The sequence below is a fragment of the Streptomyces sp. NPDC043870 genome (assembly GCF_056435785.1).
Map to the genome: position 1 here is coordinate 294421 of NZ_JBWKDT010000005.1, position 15321 is coordinate 309741.

12 protein-coding genes and 1 tRNA gene are annotated in these 15321 nt (G+C 70.6%); 4 read left to right on the forward strand and 9 right to left on the reverse strand.

The window, feature by feature from the left end; all coding sequences use genetic code 11:
* Positions 1-6: 6 nt before the first annotated feature.
* Complete coding sequence (locus AC0699_RS09545; RefSeq protein ID WP_478657734.1) at positions 7-2088, reverse strand: YfjP family GTPase; 2082 nt, start codon at positions 2086-2088, stop codon at positions 7-9.
* 4 nt (positions 2089-2092) lie between these two features.
* Positions 2093-3700, reverse strand: a complete 1608-nt coding sequence (locus AC0699_RS09550; protein WP_478657952.1) for a dynamin family protein — start codon at positions 3698-3700, stop codon at positions 2093-2095.
* Positions 3701-4014: 314 nt separating this feature from the next.
* Between AC0699_RS09550 and AC0699_RS09555 the strand changes: the two genes are divergently transcribed.
* Positions 4015-4087, forward strand: a tRNA-Arg gene (locus AC0699_RS09555).
* A gap of 681 nt (positions 4088-4768) precedes the next feature.
* On the opposite strand, the gene AC0699_RS09560 is transcribed toward AC0699_RS09555, so the two are convergent.
* Positions 4769-5302 (reverse strand): GNAT family N-acetyltransferase, encoded by a 534-nt coding sequence (locus tag AC0699_RS09560; protein ID WP_478657737.1) that lies wholly within the window; start codon positions 5300-5302, stop codon positions 4769-4771.
* A 201-nt stretch (positions 5303-5503) separates the two neighbouring features.
* Between AC0699_RS09560 and AC0699_RS09565 the strand changes: the two genes are divergently transcribed.
* Positions 5504-5875: an ArsR/SmtB family transcription factor gene (locus AC0699_RS09565; protein ID WP_478657954.1), complete on the forward strand. Its 372-nt coding sequence runs from the start codon at positions 5504-5506 to the stop codon at positions 5873-5875.
* 261 nt (positions 5876-6136) lie between these two features.
* Positions 6137-7282, forward strand: coding sequence for a phosphate ABC transporter substrate-binding protein PstS (gene pstS / locus AC0699_RS09570; RefSeq protein ID WP_478657740.1), 1146 nt, complete (start codon positions 6137-6139; stop codon positions 7280-7282).
* Positions 7283-7503: 221 nt separating this feature from the next.
* Here pstS and AC0699_RS09575 read toward each other — a convergent pair whose 3' ends face one another.
* Entirely contained in the window at positions 7504-7818 is a 315-nt protein-coding gene (locus AC0699_RS09575; protein WP_478657743.1) for an ArsR/SmtB family transcription factor, read from the reverse strand.
* A gap of 104 nt (positions 7819-7922) precedes the next feature.
* Between AC0699_RS09575 and AC0699_RS09580 the strand changes: the two genes are divergently transcribed.
* Entirely contained in the window at positions 7923-8336 is a 414-nt protein-coding gene (locus tag AC0699_RS09580; RefSeq protein WP_478657746.1) for an arsenate reductase ArsC, read from the forward strand.
* Between the two features lie 71 nt (positions 8337-8407).
* Here the strand turns inward: AC0699_RS09580 and AC0699_RS09585 are convergent, their stop codons facing one another.
* The 5 genes from AC0699_RS09585 to AC0699_RS09605 form a co-directional block, all read right to left on the reverse strand.
* Positions 8408-8773 carry an ArsR/SmtB family transcription factor gene (locus tag AC0699_RS09585; protein ID WP_478657749.1) on the reverse strand — a complete coding sequence of 122 codons (366 nt, stop codon included), beginning with the start codon at positions 8771-8773 and terminating at the stop codon, positions 8408-8410.
* A gap of 73 nt (positions 8774-8846) precedes the next feature.
* A complete protein-coding gene (gene arsM / locus AC0699_RS09590; RefSeq protein WP_478657752.1) occupies positions 8847-9635 on the reverse strand; it encodes an arsenite methyltransferase in 789 nt (262 codons plus the stop codon).
* Between the two features lie 123 nt (positions 9636-9758).
* Positions 9759-11093 (reverse strand): polysialyltransferase family glycosyltransferase, encoded by a 1335-nt coding sequence (locus AC0699_RS09595; RefSeq protein ID WP_478657957.1) that lies wholly within the window; start codon positions 11091-11093, stop codon positions 9759-9761.
* Positions 11094-11102: 9 nt separating this feature from the next.
* Positions 11103-12068, reverse strand: coding sequence for a glycosyltransferase family 2 protein (locus AC0699_RS09600; protein ID WP_478657755.1), 966 nt, complete (start codon positions 12066-12068; stop codon positions 11103-11105).
* Between the two features lie 238 nt (positions 12069-12306).
* A complete protein-coding gene (locus AC0699_RS09605) occupies positions 12307-15051 on the reverse strand; it encodes a YfhO family protein (RefSeq protein ID WP_478657758.1) in 2745 nt (914 codons plus the stop codon).
* Positions 15052-15321: the final 270 nt, after the last annotated feature.

Here is a 15321-nt window from a genome sequence, read left to right on the forward strand (position 1 = left end):
TCGGCGTCAGCGTCTGAGGGACACCGTCGCGTACTGTTCCCGCACTTCGCGGTAGCGCAGCAGCTCCGCCGCCATCGGATCGAGCACCATCGCCCGCCCGCAGCCCGCGGCCGCCTCCCGCAGGCGCCGTTCCGCGTCCTGCCCGTACCGCCTGGCGGGCCCCTTCGCGGCGGTTGCGCACCACCACTCCACCAGCGGGCCACCGATGATCCCGCCGAGCATCATCAGCGCCGGCGGTACCAGCCCGGGCTCCAGCACCCCGATGATCTGGCCGACCAGCCACAGTCCCCCGTAGATCTGCAGCAGTGTCATGGCGGCCTGCGCCAGCACGGCCACCGGCCACCACGCGGGCCGCGGCGGACGGCTGCTCGGCGTACCCAGTTTGACGGCGAGCTCGTCGAGCGCCTCGGGCAGCCCCTCCGCCCCCCGCACCGCCGCCTCGCGCACAGCCTGCGCCCAGGGTGTGGGCAGCCCGTGAGCCGCGTCGTCCGCGACCGCACGTACCGCCTGCTCGACCCGCTGCCGCGCCGTGAGCTCCTCCTCCACCGGCCCCGGAGGCTGCGGCATCCCGCCGCCGGGAAACCGGACGCGCTCGTACCAGCGCCACAGCCGCAGCCAGGGCGTTCCGCAGGCGCGGCCCGCGTTCCTGCGCCACTGGCGTTCGGCCTCCTCGCCGACCGCGGTCGCCCCGACCGCGCCCGCCAGCCGGGCCGAGAAGTCCTCGCGGGCCCGCTCGCCGAGCCCGGACCTGCCGTCGGCGACGTACATGGAGCGCAGTCGTGTGGCGGCCGCGTCGACGTCGGCGGAGATGCGCCGGGCGGCGGCCGTCTTGTCCTGAACGAACCGCCCGAGCAGCTCGCGCAGCTCGCCCACGCCCTCCCCGGTCAGCGCCGACAGCGCAAGGACGGTTGCGCCGGGCTCGCCGTGCTCGCCGAGAGCCATGCCGTCCTCGTCGAGGAGCCGGCGCAGATCGTCGAGCACCTGGTCGGCGGCTTCGCCGGGCAGCCGGTCGATCTGGTTGAGGACGACGAAGGTCACCTCGGAGTGCCCGGCGAGCGGGCGCAGATAGCGCTCGTGGAGGGCGGCGTCCGCGTACTTCTCGGGATCGACGACCCAGACGACCGCATCGACGAGCGCCAGGACCCGGTCCACCTGGTCCCGGTGCACGGTCATCGCCGAGTCGTGGTCGGGCAGATCCACCAGGACGAGGCCCTGCAGCGCTTCGTCACCGCTGCCGCCCGCGAGGGGCCTGCGGCGCAGCCGTGGCGGGATGGCCAGCCGGTCGAGCAGCCCGGCGGCCCCCTCGGACCAGCTGAGGGAGATCGGCGCGGAGGTGGTGGGACGGCGCAGCCCGGTCTCCGAAATCGGTACGCCGGCCAGGGCGTTGAACAGCGTCGACTTGCCGCTGCCGGTGGCGCCCGCGATGGCGACGACGGTATGCCGGTGCGACAGCTGCTGACGTGCCGCCGCCTCGTCGAGCACTCGGCCCGCCTCGGCGAGCGTCTTCCCGTCGAGGCGGGTACGGGACAGGCCGATGAGCTCGCGCAGCGCGTCGAGGCGGGTGCGCAGCGGGGCGGCGTAGGGGCCTCCGATGGGGACGTGCGGATGGGCGTGGACGAGCGAGGCGTCGCCCGCGGCGAGGGCCGAGGGGTCCGAGGCGCGGCGGGCGATGAGGCCGTCGTCCCAGTGGCCGTCGGCGGGAGCACCGGCGCCCTCGCCGCCTCCTTCGCCGCCCCGGTCCTCGCCCCTGGATGCGGCCGAGGACGCGGAGGCGGACGCGGAGACGGAGGCGGAGGCGGAGGTGGCTACGAACGCGAGCGGGCGCTGTGCCGCGGACTCGCCCCCGGCCTCGACGGCAGACTCAACTGCGGACTCGGCTGCGGCCCCGGCCACGGACTCATCGCCGGAGGTACGAGTTTCAGCGGACGACTGTCCGTCGGCGGCTGCGTTCTCCGTCCCCGCGGCCGCCTCGCCGGTCCCCCGGGCATTCCCCCCGCCCTCCCCGAGAGCCCCCTCACTCCGCTCCTCGCGTGCCTCCCCCGGACCGGTCTCCGGCCGGCCCTCGGTCTCCCCAGTGACAGCAGCCACCCGGTCACCTCTCCTTCTGCAGTACGGACAGCGCGGCGATCAGCTCGGCCTGCGGTTCCGGGCACAGTTCAAGAGCGTCGAGCGGTGCGAGCCGCCGGTCGCGCTCCTCGTTCAGTACGCGTTCGACGTACGACGTCACCAGCTCACCGCCCTTGTCGCGCAACCGCAGTGCGCCCTGTGCCCCGATCCGCTCGGCAAGCCGCTCCCCCGCGATCCGGGCCCGCCGCCCGCCGAGCAGGGCGGTGGCGAGCAGTGCGGCGACGGTCTCGGGGTCGGATGCGGAGGAACGTTGTTCCAGTCCGCGTACCTCTTCCTCGGCGAGTTCCTCCAGGACGCGCCGCCAGCGCCGTACAGCCATCCCGATGTGCTCGGACGCCTCCCGGTCGAGCCGCGCGTACTGCGCTTCGACGCCCTTCGCGGCCGGTTCGCGCCGCCATGCCTCGAGGAGCCGCTCGTCGGCGGCGGCCACGGCGCACTGCAGCAGTGAGATGAGGCTGTCGGCGAGCGCGTCGAGGAGCTCGACGGCCGAGCTGTCGCGCGGATAGCCGCGCCAGCGGGTGCGCGCGTCCCCGGTGAGCACCGCGCCGCGCTTCAACTGCCCCCGCACCCGCTCCGCCTCCTGCGCGTACACCGCCTCGACGGCGCCGGCGAGGCGTACGGCGGCGGCGTGCTGCGCGGCGACGGCGCCCGCCAGCTCCGGCATACGGGCGTTCAGCGAGTCGATGACGCCGGCGGCGGTACGGACGACGGTCTGTTGCCGCGCGGCGGGGTCCAGCGCCCGGTGGGCCAGCCAGTCGCGGAGCGCCGCGACGGCGCTGTCCGGCAGCAGGCCACGGCCGGCGCCGGCGGACTCGGGCAGCTCCGGGATCGTGAACCGCGGTACGTCCCCGAGCCCGGCCTTGGTCAGCAGCGCCGCGTACTGCCGGGACACCTCCGCGATCACCTGGTGCGGCACCCGGTCGAGCACGGTGACGAGCATGGCGTCGTACTCCTTCGCCGTACGCAGCAGGTGCCAGGGGACGGCGTCCGCGTACCGGGAGGCGGTGGTCACCAGGACCCACACGTCCGCGGCGCAGATCAGCTCGGCGGCCATGATCCGGTTCTCGACGACGAGCGAGTCGATGTCGGGCGCGTCGAGCAGGGCGAGTCCGGGCGGCAGGGACGCGGCCTTCTCGATCCGCAGCGCACTGTCCTTGGGCGGCCGCCGCCCGGCGACGCCCGGCATCGCGGACTCCTCCTGCTGCGGCAACGAGACGCGGGTGAAGTGCGGCAGCACGCGCAGGTCCGCGAACCAGTGGTGATCGTCCGGGTGGCATACGAGCACGGGCGTACGCGTCGTGGGCCGCAGTACCCCGGCCTCCGTCACCCGCCGTCCCACAAGGGAGTTGACCAGCGTGGACTTCCCGGCCCCCGTGGACCCGCCGACCACCACGAGCAGCGGTGCTTCGGGGTCCTTCAGCCGGGGCACCAGATAGTCGTCGAGCTGCGCAAGCAGCTCGGCTCTCGTCTGCCGCGCCCTCGGAGCGCCTGGAAGGGGGAGTGGAAGGCGCACGGCAGCGACCCGGTCGCGCAGGGCGGAGAGTGCGTCGATCAGCTGAGGCCGTACTTCCATGGTCACCACATGCGAAGAATGCCCAATTTTGGCGCCTTTTTGAAGCGTATAGACGTCCCTGCGTGCCGATCATTCACACGGAACAGACGGGACGAGTGGGGCGCAGGCATAACGAGTGCACAACACCCGAGCCGTGAGACGAAAAAAGCGCTGCGAGAATCGCACCTGCCTGCGATTATCGGTTCGCTTCACCGAACCTCCACATCGTGCCACGCAGGTGAAGCAACCGGGTCAAGGCGATCGGAGCCCTATCCTTGTCCCGGCAAGGTCACGGACGACCCACCAGGGGCTCCAGGCCACCGAGGCCACATCCGGCCCCCGTAGCTCAGTGGATAGAGCAGGCGCCTTCTAAGCGCTTGGCCGCAGGTTCGAGTCCTGCCGGGGGCGCACAGTCCGTGCGATCGGTCGGCCCTCCGCCCAGGAGGGCCTTTTTGCTGTTCAGGGGCACCCTAGCGGCGCGGGCGTAGCGGTTGCGTAAGCGCCGGCCCCCCTCCGCCTTGGTGTGGTCGCGGAGGATGCGGGTGAGCGCCGGACAGCACGGCAGGGCACAACACAGGTGCCGTCCTGCCGCGCTCGCTACGGACCGGTGGGCGACCGGTTGCCCTGCGGCCGGGCCGAAGGCTTCACCGCGGTGTGCGGCGGACACCAGCGCGGAGCGGAACGAGTCGGCCGGGACGTCCGGGGCGGCCGGCGCGGAAGTCCCGAACGTCTCGCGGTGCGCCTTGCCGGCGACCACCCGGCGCACGGTGCATTTTCGGATCACCAATCACGGCCGGTGAAGAATGGATTAACCCATAGCCGTGGGCAACGGGGCACTGTGAATCAGGGTTCCGCATCAGCGTTCGTCCGCTTACGAGAGTCACCCAGTTCCGTGAGGAAGAAGTTTTCCAGCTGGTCTTGCTGGCGACTGATGCCACCTTCATTGATGTGGACGAGCCGTCCGGTCCCAGCCCGGTCTTGCGCAGAAGGCGTCAGTCGCCCCGTCCGGCGGGCGCCTGCACCGCCGTGGACAAGCCAGGTGTCGAGCGGTAGCGGTTCGCGAGCACGACCGGCCGGTGGCCTCGCGCGTCACCCCTGGAATTCGGTGAGGTCGATGGCATGGACGCGCAGCGGGACGCCGTGGACCGGATGCGTCGTCTCGCGCTCCGGCGCCATGCCGAGCTTGCGCATGACGTTCTCCGAGGCGTCGTTGCCGATCCGGGCGATGCTGATGACCCTGTCCAGGCCACGGTCCTGAAGTGCGAACTCCAGGGCGGCGTGGGCGGCTTCGGAGGCGTACCCCTGGCCCCAGAACGGCCTGCCGAGGCGCCAGCCGATCTCCACGGCGGGCAGCACCTCCGGCAGGTACTCCGGCACGGACAGACCCGCGAAGCCGATCAGCTCACCGGAGGCGATGAGCTCGACGGCGAAGAGGCCGAAGCCCTCCTCGTCCCACTCCTCCTCCCACCGCTCGATGTCCTCGGCCGTCTGCTCCAGGTCGCGGACCGAACCGTCGTCGACCCAGCGCATGACCACGGGATCCGCGTTGATCTCGGCCATGGGGACAAGGTCGTCATCGGTCCAGCGGCGGAGGATGAGGCGGGGCGTGCGGATCTCGGGCATGGCACCCATCCTGTCGAACACAGCCCCGCGACGGTAATCGGCGGCTGCCACCCGGGGAGCGCCATCGGGAACGCCACCGGGGAGCGCCATCGCCGATGACGCGCTACGCACACGGCGGCGGGCCGCTGGGGGCGGGCGGCTGGGGCGAGGGCGCCCACGGCGGCCCTGGGTGCTTGGTTCGACGTGTGTCAACATAGATGTATATCGAATACGGAGGTGCTGCCGGTGCTCGAACCGGAGGTTCCCCAGGCCGTGGCGCCCTGCTGCCCGCCGCTGACCGAACGCCCACTGACGGCGGACGAAGCCGTGCGTACGGCCGCGATGTTCAAGGCGCTGGGCGATCCGGTACGGCTGCGCCTGTTCTCTCTCGTCGCCGCGCACGAGGGCGGCGAGGCGTGCGTCTGCGACATCTCCGACGTCGGCGTCTCCCAGCCCACCGTCTCCCACCACCTGAAGAAGCTGAAGGAGGCCGGCCTGCTCGCCTCCGAGCGGCGGGGCACCTGGGTCTACTACCGAGTCGAGCCCTCTGTCCTGGCCACGATGGGGCAGATGCTGCGGCACTACAGCGCCTGACCTGACCGGCCACGCCGCTCCGGGCTCGCGTCCGGGCCACCGATTTGGCTCCTCCTGGGCGCGCTCGTACCGAAAGCGCAACTGTGAGGCCGGTGTCACGACACCAAGTGTTCGCCCAGGCTTCGCCCGAGAACTCCGAATATCGCTGACCATCTATCCAACTGGCGAGAGGCGCCGGTGTGCCACTCGGGCCGACACCTCGGCGACGGCGGTCGCCTGCCATCGCAGTCCGCCGCCATCGGAGAAGACCGGGAGTGCAGGGTGCAGCATCGGCGCAAGAACCGAAGACGCTTCCTGCCCGTCGGGGCGGCTGTCGCCGCGACCGCGTGCGCGGTGACAGGCGCTGTGGTGGTAGCGATCGGCCGGCTCGACGATTCCGCCGACAGCAAGGATCGCGCCGTCACCCTGCCGCCCCCGGCCCGGATCGCCTGTGCCCAGGAGGGGAAGGTGCCCGGTTCCGGGTCGACGGCACAGAAGAACGCGATGGAGCACTGGATCAAGGAATACCAGCGGGCCTGTCCGTCGGTGCGGATCGCCTACCACGCTATGGGTTCCGGCGCGGGCGTGGCCCAGTTCATGCGACAGGCAACGGCTTTCGGCGGTACCGACGGTGCTCTGAAGCCCGCGGACGTCGAGCTGTCGAGGAACGCCTGCCCGGGCGGCAAGGCGATCGACCTGCCGATGACCGGCGGCCCCATAGCCATCGGCTACAACCTCAACGGCGTGGACGATCTCGTACTCGACGCCAGGACACTCGCGAAGATCTTCGATTCCGAGATCACCAACTGGGCCGACCCGGCGATCCGGAAGCTGAACCCGGAGGTCGAACTTCCTGACTTGACGATTCAGGCGGTCCACCGGTCCGACGACTCCGGCACCACGCAGAACCTCAACGCCTATCTTGCCGGCGCCGCCCCACGGGAGTGGCCGTACCCGAAGGAGAAGGCCTGGCAGGGCAAGGGCGGCCATTCCGCGACCGGCTCCGACGGGGTGGCGGACAGTGTGCGCAACACCGAGGGGACGATCGGCTACTTCGAGCTCTCCTTCGCCACCGGACTGAAGATCCCTACCGTCAAGATCGATACCGGGGCCTCGCGGCCTGTCGCTGCCACTCCGGAAACAGCGTCGGCCGGTATCGCCGGCGCCGAAGTGGTCGGCAAGAACAACGACCTGTCCCTGAAGCTGAACTACGCAACACGCGCCGAGGGTGCCTACCCGATCGTCCTGGTCACCTACGAGATCGTCTGCGACGTGGGCAATCAGCCCGAGACGCTCCCCGCGTTGAAGTCCTTCCTGGCCTACACCGCCGGCGAGGAAGGACAGAAGATCCTTCCCGGCATTCATTACGCACCGCTTCCCGAAAATGTCGCCGCTCGGGTGCGTAAGGTCATCGGCACACTGTCCTGACCCCCACCGGCGCCGGCTCAGCAGATCATGCTCCGCGCCGGGGGCCGGTCTCGCCGCGCATGAAGATGACCGCCACCAGCGCCAGGCCCACCGCGGCGCCCCCGTCTCGCGGGAAGTGACTCCCGGGCCGCCGCGGCGGGCGGTCCACCACCCGGCCAGGGTGACGGCGGGGCAACGGGGGCAACGGGGGCGACGGGGGCGACGGGTGCGGCGGGGCGCGATCAGGGGCAGGCGCGTTTGACGTCGGCTTCGGCAGTGGCGCGGGCGGTGGCGGCGAGGTCGGTGAAGGCCCCGGCCAGTTCTTCGAGCACGTCCGGCCGAAGCTTGTAGTAGGTGAAGCGGCCGCACGGCTCGGTCTCCACGACGCCCGTCTCGCGCAGCACTCTCAGGTGGTTGGAGAGGTTCGTCTGCTTGGCGCCGGTCTCCTCGACGAGGTGTGTGGTGCACAGGGTCTCGCGGGCGAGGAGGGTGACGATCCGGAGCCTGAGCGGGTCGGCCAGTACTCGGATCAGTTCAGTGTCGACTGACGGCATCATGGGCTGATAGTGTCACATCAGCGATGGCTGACATCATCAGGTGCTGATGCCATGCGCACCTGATTCGTCGTGAGACATTCTCCATGCGACAAGAGAGACCTCTGATGTCCGAGAAGCCCTCCGTGCTGTTCGTCTGTGTCCACAACGCCGGCCGTTCCCAGATGGCCGCCGCGTGGCTGACTCACCTGGCCGGGGACCGCGTCGAGGTCCGCTCCGCAGGCTCGGCCCCCGCCGATCAGGTCAACCCCGCCGCCGTCGAGGCGATGCGCGAGGTCGGCATCGACATGTCCGCCGGGACACCGAAGTTCCTGACCATCGACGCGGTGAAGGCGTCGGACGTGTGCATCACCATGGGCTGCGGTGACACCTGCCCCGTCTTCCCCGGCAAGCGCTACCTGGACTGGACGCTGGAGGACCCGGCCGGCCAGGGCGTCGAGGCCGTGCGCCCCATCCGGGACGAGATCAAGAAGCTCGTCGAGAGCCTGATCGAGGAGATCGCTCCGAGGAAGACCGCGTGATCGCCCACGGGATCCAGCACGGCCGGGACGTCCTCGCAGAGGCTCCGGCCGCTGTCTGATCCACGTCCCGGTCAGCCGGCCGGGTCGAGGATCTCGCGGATGCGGCGCATACCTTCATGTCTCGCCGAGTACCAGACCCAGGTGCCGCGACGCTCACGGTCCAGCAGACCGGCCTCGGTCAAGACCTTCAGGTGGTGACTGATGGTCGGCTGACGCAAGTTCAGGGCTTCGGTCAGGTCGCATACGCACGCCTCCCCGGTCGGCGCCCGCTCGATCAGGCGGTACAGCCGGAGCCGGGTGGGATCGGCGATGGCCTTCAGCATGACGGCGAGCCGTTCGGCCTCATCGCGGTCGATGAGCAGGCCGGACAGCCCGTAGCCACACGCCTCCGCCGCATCCACCGCCGGATCCACGGCGCGGCGTGTAGAGATAGCCATCTATTCACCTTAGGGCCGCCCACGTGGCGTCCAGGCGTTCGAGCACTCCAAGGCCGCCCAATTGACCCAGGGTTCACTTTTCGCCCGCATCCACGGTCGGCTTCACCGCACGGACGATGGCGGAATGCATGCCGTCGGCGACCTGATGCGTCGGCGTGATCTCGACGCCGGTGAATCCGGCGGCCTCCAGCCCCTGCCGGTAGTCGGGCATCGACAGCGCACCGGCGACGCACCCCACGTAACTGCCGCGCTCGGCTCGCTGAGCGGGCGTGAGCCGGCCCTCGGCCACGACGTCCGAGATGCCGATACGCCCGCCGGGCACCAGGACCCGGAACATCTCGGCGAAAACGGCGGGCTTGTCGACGGACAGGTTGATCACGCAGTTGGAGATCACCACGTCGACGGTGCCCGCGGGCAGCGGTACGGACTCGATCGTCCCCTTGAGGAACTCGACGTTGAACGCCCCGGCCTTCCTGGCGTTGGCCCGGGCGAGGGCGAGCATCTCCTCGGTCATGTCCAGTCCGTACGCCCTGCCCGTCGGCCCGACCCGCCGGGCGGACAGCAGCACGTCGATCCCGCCGCCCGAGCCCAGGTCCAAGACCCGCTCCCCTTCTCGCAGTTCGGCGACGGCCACCGGATTGCCGCAGCCGAGGGAGGCCGCGACCGCCTCCGCGGGAAGCGAGTCCCGCTCATCGGCTCCGTACAGCCCCGAACCGAAGTCCTCACCGACCTCGACAGTGCCGGGGCCGCAGCAGGCCACTCCGCCCCGGCCGACTTCGAGCGCAGCCGCGGCGTAGCCGGCACGTACGGCCTCACGCAGGTCGTCGGGAGACTCACTCGTGACGGCGGGAGGTTCACTCATGACGGCACCCTCCTGATTCGACGCCTATAAATACAAGGCTCGACCCTGGATCGACATCTGTCAACATAGGGATCGATCGAATCAGACCGGGTCGAACTTCACCCCGCCCCTCGGTGGAGAGGGTCAGCCCCGCCCCGCCGGGATCAGGCTCCGGCGCAGCCGGGATGTGGGGCGCGGGGCGGTGCCGCCGGGGAGGGTGAGTTCGGTGAGGCGGTCCGGCTGGAAGTACCGGAAGTAGCGGGCGCCGTCGTCGCCGTGACGGTCGGACAGCAGTCGGGCCGTCTCGTCGCGCAGGTCGCGGTGGAGCTTCGGCTGCATGCAGTAGCCCACCGCCCGGACCAGCGGACCCAGGGTGTCCGGTGCGGCGCCGGGTACGGCGGGGGCAGCGCCCAGCTCCAGGTCCGGTACCAGGTGGTCCACGATGGTCAGCGGCATCCGGTTGCTGTTCTCGTACGGTGCGAGGCGCTCCAGGACCGTCCCGGTGCCCACCCGCGCGATCGGGATGTCGTAGTACACGGAGGCGGTGAACATCGCGGTGGAGAAGCAGCCGACGACGAGCTGCGGACGGCAGCGCTCGTAGAAGGTCTCGGCGAGCAGCGGACCGTCCAGGACGGTCAGCTCCACCCCGGCCTTCGCGGCCTCCTCGTTCAGGGCGAGCGAATAGCGGGCGGGCGCGGTCGGGTGCGGCTTGAAGATGACCGATCGGTGCCCGGCCGCCGCGGCACCGCGCAGCATACGGACGTGAAGGTCTTCTTCCTCGTCGGCCGAGAGGATGCCGAGCGCGGCGAGGTACTGGCCCAGCAGCAGGGCGGTGGGGGCGGCCTCGACCGCTTGCGTCACCTGACGGTCCCCGGCGGCCGATTCGGCGATCTCCGCCAGCACCTTGCGGAAGGCCCCGTCCGATACGAGCTCCGGCTGAACGTCGAACTCGGACAGCAGCAGCGGACGCAGCCCCGGGACCAGGTCGAGGTGGAGGAGCCGCTGAATGCGGCACGCGATCAGCTGCGGCAGCTCGCCGCGGGTCGGCCCATAGCTCATGAGGCCGTCGGCGTACACCTGGACGGGGCTCTGCGCGAAGATGCCGGCGAGCGCCTTGGCGGGGTTGACCTGGATGGACTCGACGATCAACTCGACCGGTCCGCTGCCCAGTCCCCATGCCGTCCGGAACGCCCGCTGCCACAGCGGGGTCTCCTCCGGACGCGGACCCCAGGAGCCCGGGTGATTGGGACGGATGGCCTCGTTCCAGTCGATCACGTCGTCGAACCGGGCGGCGATCCGGTCGTAGCCGGTCATCGCGGCGAGCCGGAGAGCGGTTTCCGGGATTTCGGCGTTGTTGGAGACCAGCAGGATCCGCCGGACGTCCTCGCGCGCGCCGAACTGCCCGGCATCGAGTGCCGCAGCCAGCGTGGCCGCTCCGTAGAGCGTCGACACCTGGAAAATCTGAGTGCGCTGGTGCATGTCCATGGCTCAGGCGGCCCTTCTCGTGTCGCGCAGACGCTGGAGCATCGTGCTGCGTGCGGTGTCCATCGTCGCCAGGGTCTGGTCCAGCACCTCCTGGGGCATACGGTGCAGCGCATCGGTCACATTGCGCTTGAGCCGCTTGGCCACGGCCGGCTCGTACTGGTCCGCCTTGTTCATATGGAAAGCGATCATGGCGCAATAGGTCCGTACCGCCTTCGGGAGAAAGCGTTCGGCCTCGGCGTCCTGGGCCACTTCTTCGAGCAATATGTCGTACGACGGGATGAAGTCCAGCTGACGGTTGTCCGTGATCTGCGTGAGGGACGTGGTGACACCGCGCCGGTAGAAGACCCCGTGCAGTCCGAGAGCCGCGTACGACGTCGCCTTCAGATGCAGGCGCCAGATCCACAACCGGTCTTCCGCAGTGCGCAGTTTCGTCTCGAAGCGCGACTCGCCGTTGTCGAAGAGGCGGCGGCTGTAGATGCCGAACGGGACGAACGGGTAGTCCACCATCGTCACCATGCTCGAGGGCGCGATTCCGTCCCGGGGATTCATCACCGTGTCGCGCAGTTTGGCCGGCGCGTAGCGGATGTGGCGTGACCTGCCGGTCGCCTGCACATGGTCGGTGCGGGCGAAGTCGCAGCCCAGCCTCTCGATGCCCGCCACCATGGCGCGCAGATGCCCGGGCGCGTACCAGTCGTCGCCGTCCAGGAACGTGACGTAGTCCCCGGTCGCCGCGTCCAGACCGGTGTTGCGCGCCTGGGCCACGCCCCGGTTCGTCTCGTGGCGGATCACCCTGGCGCCCGGAATCCGGCTCTTCCAGTGGTCGAGAACTTCCGGTGTGGCGTCCGTCGAGCAGTCGTCGATCAGCAGGAACTCGAAGTCCGGGTCCGCGTTGTTCGCGAGGCTGCGCATGGTGTCGGGAGCATAGATGCCGACATTGTGAAGTGGCACTATGACGGACAATTTCGGCACACGGAATCCAAACGCTCGAACACCAGTCTTTCCCGCAGAATATCCGGCCTGATACCCCGCCGGACGAGCCGAATTTGCACTGCGGGTGAATTCTTGTCGTCCTGCGAAGAAACCCGTGACGGCTTCGTCAGCCCGGTGCCTGAACCCTCGTTCCTGGGTCCTCGTACCTGGGTCCTCGTTCCTGGGTCCTCGTTCCTGATTACCCGGCCCTCAGCGCCCGGCTCTGAGCGCCCGGCCCTCAGCCTCCGGTCGCCGTCGAAAGCGTGCGCGGGCGGCGGTGCCGGAATCCGATGGCCACCAGGGAGACCAGAGCGGCGGCACCGACCGCGCCGCCCAGCCGCAGCCCCGGCGGCCGGAACGTACAGCTGATCGAGGTCGCCTCGCCGTCGAGCGGGACGGCCAGCAGACCCAGATACCGCTCGGCGGGTGCGGGAGCCGCGTCGCCCGCGGCACACGTCCATCCGGAGATCCGCGGTACGGCGACGACGGCGGTTCCGGTGCTGCCGGCCGGCAGCTCGGCGGAGATGGTGTGGCCGGAGACGCGGACGCCGGTGGCGCCGGTCTCCGTCAGCTGCCGCACGGCCGAGTCGAGCCGGTCCTGCACCAGACACCCGACCGGCTGTGGCGGCAGGACCGGCCCGGCCGAGGAGCGCGGGCCGGAGTGCGGGTCTGCGTGCAGGTCGATCCGCACCGAGCCGGACGCCGGGACGGTGCCGAGCGACTGCATGGCGCCCCGCACGGCCGGCAGCTTGCCGTCGAAGCTGACGGGCTTCTGTCCGTCCAGGGCGGCCGTGCCCTTGTACTCGGGTGCCCAGAAGTAGACGCGCGAGCCCGCGGTACAGGTGCCCGTGAGCGTGTCCGTGCTCGCGCCCTTGGCTGTGCCGTTGCCCTTGGTCTCGTTCGTACCGGTGCCCTTGCCCGGTCCCTTGCCCTTACCCGTTCCCTTGGTCTCGCTCGTCCGGGTGAGGTCGCCCGGCACGTCGTAGACCGTGGCGCCGAGCAGCAACTCCTGGTTGGCGAAGGCGGAGTCGCCGAAGCGCACCTGGTGGTCGGGGAGGCGGACGTCCGGGCGGACGGTGACCAGAGGAGGCACGGCCGAGTCGGTGGAGGTGATCGCGGCCTCGGGTCGTTCGTCCAGCTGTACCGGCGCCGAGGGCGACGAGTGCATACGGGTGCCGATGGAGAAGATCGCGTCGGTCACCGGGTTGTCCAGGCTGACCGGGTGCCGCCCCTTGGCGTAGTAGCCGAAGCCCAGGGAGGACAGCGTGCTGGAGTAGACGTCCGAGGTGAGGCTGCTGTAGTAGTCGGCGCCCTGTCCGCCGACCACCAGGACGTCGTTGCCGCCCGGAACCTCTCCGGGATCCGTGCGGTGCTGCGGCCAGGCGTCCTTCTGCGCGGTCGCCCGTTCCATGTCCTCGTGCCAGGGGCCCAGCCGCGGGGCCCAGGAGACCTTCTCCAACTGCTGCTGCTCGATACGGGTCCCCGTGATGGCGGTCTCACCCGCCTGGGCGGCGACGAGGAGGGCGACGGCCAGGACCGGCAGCACCCGGGCGCCGACGCCGTACCGCCTGACGAACAGGACGGCCGCGGCGGCGAGCACGGCGAGCGCCGTGGCGGCGACGAAGGCGGGATACGTCCACCGGTCGATGTCCGCGCTCCCGCGGGCCGCGAACGTCAGCACGGCCAGCAGCCCGCCGCCGCCCAGCAGCGCGGGCAGCCTCGGCAGCCCCTGGGCCGTGGACAGCCAGGCCGCGATCAGGAGCAGTCCGCAGAGCACGAAGGTCTGACGGTAGGGGATGCCGTTGGGAGAGGCTCCGGCGTGCCAGAGCAGATGGGTGGGCTCCCACTGCATGGACAGTGCCACCAGGCAGATCGTGGCCGTCCAGGCGACACGGACACGGGGCGCCAGAGCGCGGTTGAAGGGCAGGGTCAGCGCCAGCGCAAGGGCCGGGGTGCCGATGTAGAGGGCTGGCGTCGCCACGCTCGAGGTGGCCGGCAGCAGCCGTGCGAACACCTCCGCCCAGGCGACGGCCGAGAAGGTCACCTCGGGAGTCGGATCGGCGACGCGGGTGGCCGAGTAGATGATCACGACGAGCGGTGCGGCCAGGCCGATGCCCACGGCCACGCCCCGAGCGGCCCGCAGCAGGCCGGTCAGACGCCTGCGGCCGGTGTCGTCGGCCGTGAGCAGCCGGACCACCAGCACGACGGCAGCCCCGATGGTCGCCATGTAGGCGGTGTAGAAGTTCGCGACCCAGGCCAGTGCGACGACCAGCGGACCCAGCACCGGACGACGCCCGGCACGTGCCCACTCACCGACCAGGCACAGCAGCGGGAAGGCCAGCAGGCCGTCCAGCCACATCGGGACGTAGGCGCCGTAGTTGAAGGTCCAGCCGGACAGCGCGTACGCGGCCCCCAGCACGGCGGCCACCGGCCACGGGCCGCGGCGCAGCTTCAGCAGCAGGACCGACATCGCAGCACCGGCCGCGGTGATCTTGGCGACGGTGATGACGTAGAGGGCCAGTTCGGTCCGGTCCGCCGGGAAGAGCACGACCATCACATCGAACGGGCTGCTCAGATAGGTGCCGAAGTCGGCGAGGAAGTTCGAACCGAAACCCGAGGTCCAGTTGAGGAACATGTCGCCGTCGGCCTCGCCGAGCAGCAGTTTCCGCCAGTACGCGTGGTACGGCAGGTACTGCTGGCCGAGATCGACGATGTTGCGGGTCGTGGGCCCGAACGGGTAGCTGTCGGCCATCAGTCCGCCGAGGCAGAAGACGACGCCGGTCAGCACGGCGGCACCGACCGCCGCCCGCAGCCGCACGCTGCGCCGGAACATCGGCATCAGCCGCCGCACGAAGCCGGAGCCGCCCGGGGCAACGGGGCCACCGGGCTTCTCCCCCGCGGCCTCGTCCGCCGTCCCGGGTCCCTCGCCCGTGGTCCTCACGCGCTCGCCCTGGGCGGGCTCGGCCTCGGCAGCAGGGGGCACACGTCCTCCGGGGTGTCTCGCGCGGCGCGCGGATGCGCGGAAACGCTGGAACCCGGGGGTTGGTGTCACCGCTCGGGCTGTCGGCCATTACCGCCGAGCCGGGCGACCCGAATCCGAGCACCGGACGAGCTCTGGACGCACCGGAGGTGAACTCCGGGTGCCGACCGGACCGCGGTGCTGCAACCGGCCGCGGCCCGGCCGGGCGCCATCCCGCCCGGCCGGGCCGTTCGACTGTCGCGGTTCTGTCGATGCGGTCGCGGTTCGTCGGCG